The sequence below is a fragment of the Microcystis sp. M_OC_Ca_00000000_C217Col genome (assembly GCF_007095585.1).
GTDB lineage: Bacteria > Cyanobacteriota > Cyanobacteriia > Cyanobacteriales > Microcystaceae > Microcystis > Microcystis panniformis.
The window spans coordinates 1-8908 of sequence record NZ_SFBV01000030.1; the positions used below are offsets into that span (position 1 = coordinate 1).

Annotated in this window: 9 protein-coding genes; 5 read left to right on the plus strand and 4 right to left on the minus strand. The window is 44.8% G+C overall.

Annotated features, from left to right (window positions below; all coding sequences use genetic code 11):
- Window positions 1–287: 287 nt before the first annotated feature.
- Both ahr and EWV66_RS01630 read left to right on the plus strand, forming a co-directional pair.
- Window positions 288–1292, plus strand: a complete 1005-nt coding sequence (gene ahr, locus EWV66_RS01625) for an NADPH-dependent aldehyde reductase Ahr (protein ID WP_052276575.1) — start codon at window positions 288–290, stop codon at window positions 1290–1292.
- A 28-nt stretch (window positions 1293–1320) separates the two neighbouring features.
- The gene (locus tag EWV66_RS01630) at window positions 1321–2097 is read left to right on the plus strand and encodes a Uma2 family endonuclease (RefSeq protein WP_052276576.1); all 777 of its coding nucleotides are present in this window, start codon (window positions 1321–1323) and stop codon (window positions 2095–2097) included.
- Window positions 2098–2222: 125 nt separating this feature from the next.
- Here the strand turns inward: EWV66_RS01630 and gifA are convergent, their stop codons facing one another.
- The 3 genes from gifA to EWV66_RS01645 all read right to left on the minus strand — a co-directional run bounded on the left by gifA (window position 2223) and on the right by EWV66_RS01645 (window position 3825).
- Complete coding sequence (gene gifA / locus EWV66_RS01635) at window positions 2223–2423, minus strand: glutamine synthetase inactivation factor IF7A (protein WP_002758764.1); 201 nt, start codon at window positions 2421–2423, stop codon at window positions 2223–2225.
- A gap of 295 nt (window positions 2424–2718) precedes the next feature.
- Window positions 2719–3306: a hypothetical protein gene (locus EWV66_RS01640; protein WP_052276577.1), complete on the minus strand. Its 588-nt coding sequence runs from the start codon at window positions 3304–3306 to the stop codon at window positions 2719–2721.
- A gap of 375 nt (window positions 3307–3681) precedes the next feature.
- A complete protein-coding gene (locus EWV66_RS01645) occupies window positions 3682–3825 on the minus strand; it encodes a transposase (protein WP_323131939.1) in 144 nt (47 codons plus the stop codon).
- On the opposite strand from EWV66_RS01645, the gene EWV66_RS01650 reads away from it, so the two are divergent.
- From EWV66_RS01650 to EWV66_RS01660, 3 genes are all read left to right on the plus strand, one after another.
- Window positions 3824–5392 (plus strand): NAD(P)H-hydrate dehydratase, encoded by a 1569-nt coding sequence (locus EWV66_RS01650; RefSeq protein ID WP_287107742.1) that lies wholly within the window; start codon window positions 3824–3826, stop codon window positions 5390–5392. The genes EWV66_RS01645 and EWV66_RS01650 overlap by 2 nt on opposite strands.
- A 523-nt stretch (window positions 5393–5915) precedes the next feature.
- Complete coding sequence (locus tag EWV66_RS01655) at window positions 5916–7721, plus strand: aspartate kinase (protein ID WP_287107743.1); 1806 nt, start codon at window positions 5916–5918, stop codon at window positions 7719–7721.
- Between the two features lie 110 nt (window positions 7722–7831).
- Complete coding sequence (locus EWV66_RS01660; RefSeq protein WP_170863946.1) at window positions 7832–8449, plus strand: PEP-CTERM sorting domain-containing protein; 618 nt, start codon at window positions 7832–7834, stop codon at window positions 8447–8449.
- A 294-nt stretch (window positions 8450–8743) separates the two neighbouring features.
- On the opposite strand, the gene EWV66_RS01665 is transcribed toward EWV66_RS01660, so the two are convergent.
- On the minus strand, window positions 8744–8908 hold a 165-nt coding region (locus EWV66_RS01665), incomplete at its 5' end, for a type II toxin-antitoxin system HicB family antitoxin (protein WP_287107744.1).

An 8908-nucleotide genomic window follows, 5' to 3' on the forward strand; every position in this document is an offset into this window, starting at 1 on the left:
CTTCCGTGAATTCTAGGTTAATCATGTTTTTAATGAGTGCTTTGCTTCTAATTATGACTCTTAAACTATATTATTGTCCTTGAGTAAAAAATGCAAGTTGTAGCCGTGCAAAGTATAGCATCAAAAAATCACCCTTGGGACTATTTGGCGATCGCTGGTAGGATCAAATCCGTTCCCTTCTCTCCACTTCCCACTCCTCTATACCTTGTAAACAGGATTTAGTGCAAGCCATACTCAGAGCAATTTAGGATAAGATAACCAATAAACCGATCCTAGAGGACTTAATCATGATTAGAGCCTATGCTGCCCGAGAAAAAGGGGGAAAACTAGAGCCTTTTGACTACGATCCGGGTATATTAGCGGATGAAGATGTAGAAATCGCGGTGGAATATTGCGGCATCTGCCACAGTGACCTAAGTATGCTCGATAACGATTGGGGACTGACCACCTATCCCTTTGTCCCCGGTCATGAGGTGGTCGGTACGATCGCCGCTCTTGGTGCTAAAGTCAAAGAGTTAAAATTAGGGCAAAGAGTCGGTCTTGGTTGGTTTTCCCGTTCCTGTTCCATCTGTGAAACCTGTATGTCAGGGGATCAAAACCTTTGTGCTACTGCTGAAGGAACTATCGTCGGTCGCCATGGTGGTTTTGCTGAAAGAGTCCGGGCCCATCATAGTTGGTTAGTTCCCTTACCGGACCAGTTAGATGCGGCCAAAGCTGGCCCGCTTTTTTGTGGTGGCATTACCGTCTTTAATCCGATTGTTCAATTTGATATTAAACCCACGGACCGAGTTGGTGTCATTGGTATTGGTGGATTGGGCCATATAGCCTTAAAATTCCTCAAAGCTTGGGGCTGCGAAGTAACCGCTTTTTCTAGCAGTCCCGACAAAGAAACAGAAGCAAAAGAACTAGGTGCGACTCATTTTATCAATTCCAGAGACCCCGAAGCCTTGCAATCGGTACAAAATTACTTCGATTTCATCATCTCTACCGTTAACGTTAATCTCGATTGGGGTCTTTATATCGCCTGTTTACGTCCCAAAGGTCGTCTGCACATTGTTGGGGCTGTTCTTGAACCCATGGCTACCTATGCTTTTCCCTTGATTATGGGTCAAAAATCGATTTCTGGCAGTCCTTTGGGTAGTCCCAGTACCATTAATAAAATGATCGAATTTGCCTCTCGCCATGGCATTGAACCGGTGACAGAAACCTATCCTATCTCCCAGGTGAATGAAGCCATGGAAAAATTGCGAACCGGACAACCTAAATATCGCCTCGTCTTGCAAATAAAATAAAACCATCTCTATCCCGGACGTAACCCCGATGACTCAACCCCTCACTCCTCCAGTTATCGATTGGCAAGAACCACCCATTCCCCCGGAAGACTTGATTTTTGATGATGGAGAACCTTTGGAAACGCACCGTCACCGCAAGGCCATGAATGTCTTAATCGATTCTATCGAACAAGCCTATCAGGATCGAGAAGACTTTTTTGTTGGCGGTAATATGTTTATTTACTTTAGCCGTGAGCGGGTTTTTAATAAAGATTTTCGTGGCCCCGATTTTTTCGTTGTCCTCGATATCGATGGTAGTTATAAACGACAAGGATGGGTGGTTTGGAACGAAAACGGACGTTATCCCGATGTGATCGTGGAATTAATGTCAGAAAGCACCGCAAAAATCGATTTAACTACCAAAAAAAACCTCTATGAGCGGACTTTTCGCTGTTCCCAATACTTCGTTTATAATCCCTTTGATGCCACTTCCCTGCAAGGTTGGACTTTAGACCCAAATCAATGCTATCAAGAAATTATTCCCGACCAGCGCGGTTGGTTATGGTGTCAACGTTTGGGATTATGGTTAGGAGTCTGGATGGGCAGCATCCAACGAGAAGAAGCCCCTTGGCTACGTTTTTATGACCTAGACGGCAATTTAATTCTCCTACCTGCGGAATTAGCCGAAATCGAACGTCAGAATGCTGAAATCGAACGTCAACGCGCCCAGGCAGCCTATCAACAGGCTGAAAGCGAACGTCAACGTGCGGAACGTTTAGCGGCGCAATTACGGCAATTAGGCATAAATCCCGATGAAACCCCGTAATCGGCCCAGGACTGACCCCTATCTCTAAAAACCGAAAGCCCACACCTTCCGATCTCGGTTTGTGTGGGCTGATTGTTCACTTAATTCTAAGATTGAAAGCTGATACTTTGGCGAAATCTCAGACCCTAACTGAGAGTAACACCAGAGCGATCGTAAGTTTGTGAAGAAAAGTCGGCCGAGAAGCGACGTTGAACGGTTTCCCCGTAGCCATTGTCATTGTCAATACCGATTTCAGAAGCACTTCTCCCTAACATCGATTGTTGACGATTTTTGACGGCGTGGTGGTGACGCATCATTAAGGCGCGAGCTTGTTGTTCTGTGGACATAATCATTTCCTCCGAGCTGCAAATAGTGTTTCGAACTTTTTTAATCACCCACTAATATATATAACATACAATTCTGTATCTATTTTTACAAAACGCCCTAATCCCAGAAAAATTAACAAAACTTTACAATAGGAGGCAGAAGGCAGAAGGCAGAAGGCAGAAGGCAGAAGGCAGAAGGCAGAAGGCAGAAGGCAGAAGGCAGAAGGCAGAAGGCAGAAGGCAGAAGGCAGCTTTATTCACCCCACACCCCACACCCCACACCCCACACCCCCACACCCCAAGACATCAATCGCCTTTATACCTTAATCGAACTAGGTTCATCGACGGCGGCGATAATACGATGACAACCGGAAAAGGGTTGCGCCCATTGATACTGGTGTTCTAAAGGATTACCCCAACAGAGACCGAGATATAATTCTGTGCGCGCCACATCTAATTCCGCCCATTCGGACTGGGCGACTAATTCGGCTAGAGAATCGGCAGAAATGGGACGACGGGAGTTAAGCGCCCACCAAAAATTCATATTAGGGGTGATACTGTTCCAAAACTCTAAAACCGAGGCTTTGGCAGCCATGAGAATTTCCTTGTCACCCGCCACGGCAACTAATTGATTATGAATTTCGGGATAACGGAGAGTGCGATCGCCCCATTGACAAACACGCCAGATAATGCCCGAAACCTGATATTGTTGTTGATAATCGTGAACTTGGCGGCGAAAATCCTGATAGGCGAAGACTTTGCCCGCCTTTTCTAGATTGATCGCCTTGGCAATCACCGGATTATCAATGCGCTCCGCCGGGGAGAGTAACAGACGTTCCCCTTTGCAAGTGGCGTGCATTTCTCGCTCGAGGATTTCAATTAACTGCTGTGTCGAGTAAGCCATACTACCGCTCTTACCTGAGAGAGGATTTCTCTTTATGATAAAATAATTTAGTAATTAGGGTTGGCTGAATAAATCTAAAAACCTTGTTGGATAAGACTTTTAGACTTTTTTGTCCTCAAAAAGTGCCAGCTGAGAGTGATCGGGGCGAAAATTCTGGGACTTTTTCCCTGAAAATTAGGTAATTGACCGTCTGAAAATGGGTAAAACCCTACACCCCACACCCCACACCCGGCCCCCACGAAAAACTTTTTGCCGCAAACCCTAATTAAGCGACTAAGCTAAGACGCATCTTAACCGCCTATCCTTAGATTAGCTGAATTTCCCCCAATCCCTTTACTATTGCCTCTTGCCTCTTGCCCCGTCTCAACAAGCAATTTAAATGCTTGACAGCTTACTAACTGTTTTAAGGTTAGCAATTAACTTGGATAAAGCGATGTCAGGCTTGTAATCGATAATCAGGTGAACGTAATCCGAAAAAAAGTGATCTAGACCTGTTAACAGGCAATTTATCCCTCGAATGAGCTACAATTATCGCTCCAACGTGGTTAATAGCGAGCAGATGCGTCGCATTGAAGGGGCGATTTTTGCCTCCGGTATGCCTGTGGCTGCTTTGATGGAAAAGGCAGCCCTGTTAACGGCACAAAAGTTTAAAAAGTCCTATTCTTTGGCTGATTTCCCCAAAATCGGTGTTATCGTTGGCCCTGGTCATAATGGCGGCGACGCTCTCGTGATTGCTAGAGAATTACATCTCGCTGGTTATCAAGTATCTCTTTTTTGTCCGATCGCCAAACTCAAGGATTTAACAGCACAACAGGCGAATTATGTCAAGCATTTGGGCTTAATTTTTCAGAAAACTTTAGAATCTTTGGAGGATTGTCAGTTAATTATCGATGGTCTTTTCGGTTTTGGTTTAGAAAGGACTTTATCGGCAGATATTGCCCAATTAGTCGATAAAATTAATGGTTGGCAAAAACCGATAATTAGTATCGATATTGCTTCGGGAATTCACACCGACACCGGAGAGGTTTTAGGCACGGCAATTAAAGCCACTCATACCTTTTGTTTGGGACTCTGGAAGCGAGCTTTTTTCCAAGATTTGGCCTTACCCTATCTAGGCAAAGTGGAGTTAATTGACATAGGAATTAGTCCCCTTGACCTAGAAACAATTTTACAAGATTCACCCCCAATTCTGAGGGTTAATCCCGCTCTAATTCGCCCTTATTTACCTTTACCCCGTCCTCTCCTTACCCATAAATATCAGCAGGGACATTTATTAATTATCTGTGGTTCTCGTCGTTATGCAGGGGGGGCAATTCTCGCCGGATTAGGAGCGCGAGGTAGTGGTGTGGGAATGCTTTCTATTGCTGTTCCTGCTGCCCTTAAATCTTTATTAATTAGTCATTTACCAGAAGCATTAATTATCGATTGTCCCGAAACTGCCACGGGAGCTATTGCCGAACTTCCCCTAGAATTAAATAATTATCATGTCCTCGCCTGTGGTCCTGGATTAACCACAGAAAATCCCGCTATTATCGAACAGGTTTTAGATAGTGATAAGCCGATTATACTCGATGCCGATGCTTTAAATATTTTGGCTCAATTGGGTATAGAAAAATTATCATCTCGCCAGAATAAGACAATTTTAACGCCTCATTGGGGAGAATTTAAACGCTTATTTCCTAACTTATCAGATTCTCAAGATAGGATTAATATCGCTCAAGAAGCATCTCAACAAAGTGGTGCAATTATCTTATTAAAAGGAGCCAGAACTATAATCGCCTCCCCGGAAGGTAAAATGTATATAATCCCCGAAAGTACCTCTGCTCTAGCGCGAGGTGGTAGCGGTGATGTCCTAACAGGATTAATCGGCGGATTTTTAACCCAAATGCCGGATAATTCCCCAGAAGCAACCGCATTAGCGGCTTATTTACACGCTCAGGCCGGCATTTTAGCAGCCCAAGAAAGGACGGAATTAGGAGTAGATGGAGTAACTTTAGCTAATTATCTATTTGCTGCCCTTAAAGATTCGATCCCCCCTGCCCCCCTTGATAAGGGGGGTGCCGATAGGCGGGGGGATCAGAATTGATAATTTTTACTGTATCTAAGTAGCTGGTTATAATTAAATTAAAAATGGATTTTAGGCTCGATCCCCCCTGCCCCCCTTGATAAGTACCTAAGCAAAATTAATTACACATTTCGATAAAGCTTTTGCCTCTTGCCTATTGCCTCTTGCCTGTCTTCACTAGAAAATTTATTTTGCATGACTACTTAAGGGGGGTGCCGATAGGCGGGGGGATCAGAATTGATAATTGTTACTGTATCTAACATTAAAATATCTTTCATAATACCCACCAAACCTAAGAGAGCCAAAATATTATTAATAGCATAAGTGTACTGGATTTAAACTGAGTAGGGGTATTTTAGTACAAATGCTCGGACTACCTCAACCTAGCTCTGGCGCTCCCTTCTCCGCTGCAGTCTTAAGGATTAATTTGGATAGTCGGCATTTGATAAAACATAAGGAATGTTAACCAAAACCACTTATCGTTAAGGAAGTTTGATAAGTTGGAGATTGAACAAAGTATAGAAAGTCTCTAGTGCTGACAACTATGGCTGTAATTGTCCAAAAATACGGTGGTACATCGGTAGGTTCCGTGGAACGCATTCAATCGGTCGCTCAACGGGTCAAAAATACGGTAATAGCAGGAAACACCGTGGTGGTGGTCGTTTCTGCCATGGGGAAAACCACCGATGGATTGGTCAATTTAGCCAAACAAATCGCCGCCGAACCCTCGCGCCGGGAGATGGATATGTTATTATCCACGGGGGAACAGGTAACAATCGCCTTGATGAGTATGGCCCTAGAGGAAATCGGACAACCGGCCATCTCCCTAACCGGCGCTCAAGTGGGAATTGTCACGGAATCCGAACATAGTCGCGCCCGTATTTTAGAAATTAAAACCGATCGCCTTTCCCGTCATCTATCGGAGGGTAAAGTAGTTGTGGTCGCCGGTTTTCAAGGTGTCAGCGATAGTGATCAATTAGAGATTACCACCCTAGGGCGCGGTGGTTCCGATACCTCGGCCGTGGCCCTAGCGGCCGCCTTAAAAGCCGATTTTTGCGAAATTTACACCGATGTACCCGGTATTCTCACCACTGACCCCCGTTTAGTCCCCGAAGCGCGTCTTTTGGACGAAATTACCTGCGATGAGATGCTCGAATTAGCCAGTTTAGGGGCGAAAGTTCTCCACCCGCGAGCGGTGGAAATCGCCAAAAACTTCGGGGTTCCCTTGGTTGTCCGCTCCAGTTGGACAGAGGATCCGGGTACTTGGGTGACATCCCCGGCACCGAAACCGCGCACCCTGCAAGGATTGGAATTGACAAAAGCAGTGGATGCGGTGGAATTTGAGGGCAATCAGGCGAAAATCGCCCTTTTACGGGTTCCGGATCGTCCGGGTATCGCTGCCCGTTTATTCGGGGAAATTGCCCATCAACAGGTGGACGTGGATTTAATTATTCAATCGATTCACGAGGGTGACAGCAACGATATCGCCTTTACGGTGATGGGAAATGCCTTAAAAAAAGCCCAATCCGTGGCCGAAGCGATCGCGCCGGTTTTACGTTCCCATCCCACTAATACAGAGGAAGCGGAAGTGATTATCGAATCCGGGGCTGCTAAAATCGCCATTACCGGCGCTGGTATGATCGGCCGGCCGGGAATTGCCGCCCAAATATTTAGCACTTTGGCCGCAGCGGCAATTAATATCGAAATGATCTCCACTTCTGAAGTAAAAGTCAGTTGTGTCATCGATGAAGCGGACGGAGAAAAAGCAATTAAAGTCCTTTGTGATGCTTTTCAAGTGGAGTATTCTGCTAAAGTTGCTAATCGCGAAATCCCTAAAAATTTAGTCCCAGTCAGGGGAGTGGCCCTAGATAATAATCAGGCCCAAATGGCCATTCGTAACGTCCCCGATCGCCCGGGGATGGCGGCGAGAATTTTCTCGGTTTTAGCGGCAAAAAATGTCAGTGTTGATATGATTATTCAATCCCAACGCTGTCGCATTGTCGATGGTATTCCCCGACGGGATATCGCTTTTACTTTACCCCAAGCTGATGCTAATTCCGCCCAAAAAATCCTTTTAGAACTATCGGAAAGTTTGGGTTTACAGGAAGTGGTGGTTAATAATGATGTGGCGAAAGTGAGCATTGTTGGTTCAGGAATGGAAGGACAACCGGGGGTAGCAGCACGCTTTTTTGAAGCTTTAGCAAAGGAGAAAATTAATATTTTGATGATTGCTACTTCTGATATAAAAATCAGTTGTGTGGTGAATCAGGAAGATGGAGTCAGGGCCCTACAAGTGGTTCACGCCGCTTTTGGATTAGCTGGACAGGGTAAAATTGAAGTACCCACCTAAATGAAATTACCTAAAATGTCGGGTATTTAGGTCAAAAAAAAAGATATATTGACAAAATGCGGGGGGGGGTAGAATATTCTCACTTTATCTATTTAATTGTCCATAAAACAATGAATATCTTGAATATTGCCAAATTGGCCACCTTTGGACTCGGTGTTACCCTTGTCCCTCTCGCCTTGACCATCAATAACTCTGCTCAGGCTGCCGTTTTTACCTTCGGTGCAGGTGATAACAACCAATCCACTATCACTAAAACGGTTGATGGTATCACCTTGACTCTATCCAATAACCAGACACTAGGTTATTTTCATGCGGATGGTGATGGTGTTTCTGTATTGGTTGGTGGTGCTTTTTTGGGAGCGACAACTACCAGCTTTAACCTGACCTTTTCTAGTGCAGTTCAACTCACCTCCTATACTATTGGTTATATTGACCAGCTAGAGGGTGATGAAAGCTTTACCTTAAGCAATGGAAGTTCAAGTTCGGTGGAAACCTCGCCTTTTTCAGCCGGATTAAGAAATTTTAGTAATCAATTTACCGTTGCTGCGGGACAAACTGTTTCCTTTACGGGAAATTTGGGTACTAATCTAGAAGATCTTATTCAATGGTCCGCGCTCGAAGTGACTCCAGTTAGTCCTCCCCCCGCTACCACTCCCGAACCTAGTACCATTTTAGGACTGTTAGCGGTGGGTTCATTGGGTGCCTTATCGCGTAAACTCCAGGGGTAAGCTGTTGTAGCACAGGTATTCCCGCCTACGCGGGGGTTTCCATTCAATTAATTTCTCAGCGCGAGTAGAGAGTAGGGTTAATTCATCAATTAACCCTACAATATCACCATTGCATCTTTTTCTGATCTGACAACGCCAGATTTTTTGTACTATATTTAGCCAGGGGACATTAAGCTTAAATCAAGATGGGAATTACAGCAGACGAATAAATTCTTCTTGTGTCAGTTCAGCATCGCGCAAAATTTTTAGGAGTAATCCTTTCCCGACAGTTTTCCCCCGATGAACCGGTACGCATCAGATAGACACCTTTTCAATTCCAACAAACTCCGATACATCTTCCGGATTGTCATCTTCCAAGCAAAGTTCAATCACTTCCCTGATATTCTTCATCAATTCATCAATCGTTTCCCCTTGACTGTAACAACCCCGAAGTTGAGGAACTTCCCCAACATAATATCC

Coding starts and splice junctions, on each gene's coding strand:
- ahr (WP_052276575.1), top strand. CDS start 288: ATGATTAGAGCCTATGCTGCCCGAGAAAAAGGGGGAAAACTAGAGCCT.
- EWV66_RS01630 (WP_052276576.1), top strand. CDS start 1,321: ATGACTCAACCCCTCACTCCTCCAGTTATCGATTGGCAAGAACCACCC.
- gifA (WP_002758764.1), bottom strand. CDS start 2,423: ATGTCCACAGAACAACAAGCTCGCGCCTTAATGATGCGTCACCACCAC.
- EWV66_RS01640 (WP_052276577.1), bottom strand. CDS start 3,306: ATGGCTTACTCGACACAGCAGTTAATTGAAATCCTCGAGCGAGAAATG.
- EWV66_RS01650 (WP_287107742.1), top strand. CDS start 3,824: ATGAGCTACAATTATCGCTCCAACGTGGTTAATAGCGAGCAGATGCGT.
- EWV66_RS01655 (WP_287107743.1), top strand. CDS start 5,916: ATGGCTGTAATTGTCCAAAAATACGGTGGTACATCGGTAGGTTCCGTG.
- EWV66_RS01660 (WP_170863946.1), top strand. CDS start 7,832: ATGAATATCTTGAATATTGCCAAATTGGCCACCTTTGGACTCGGTGTT.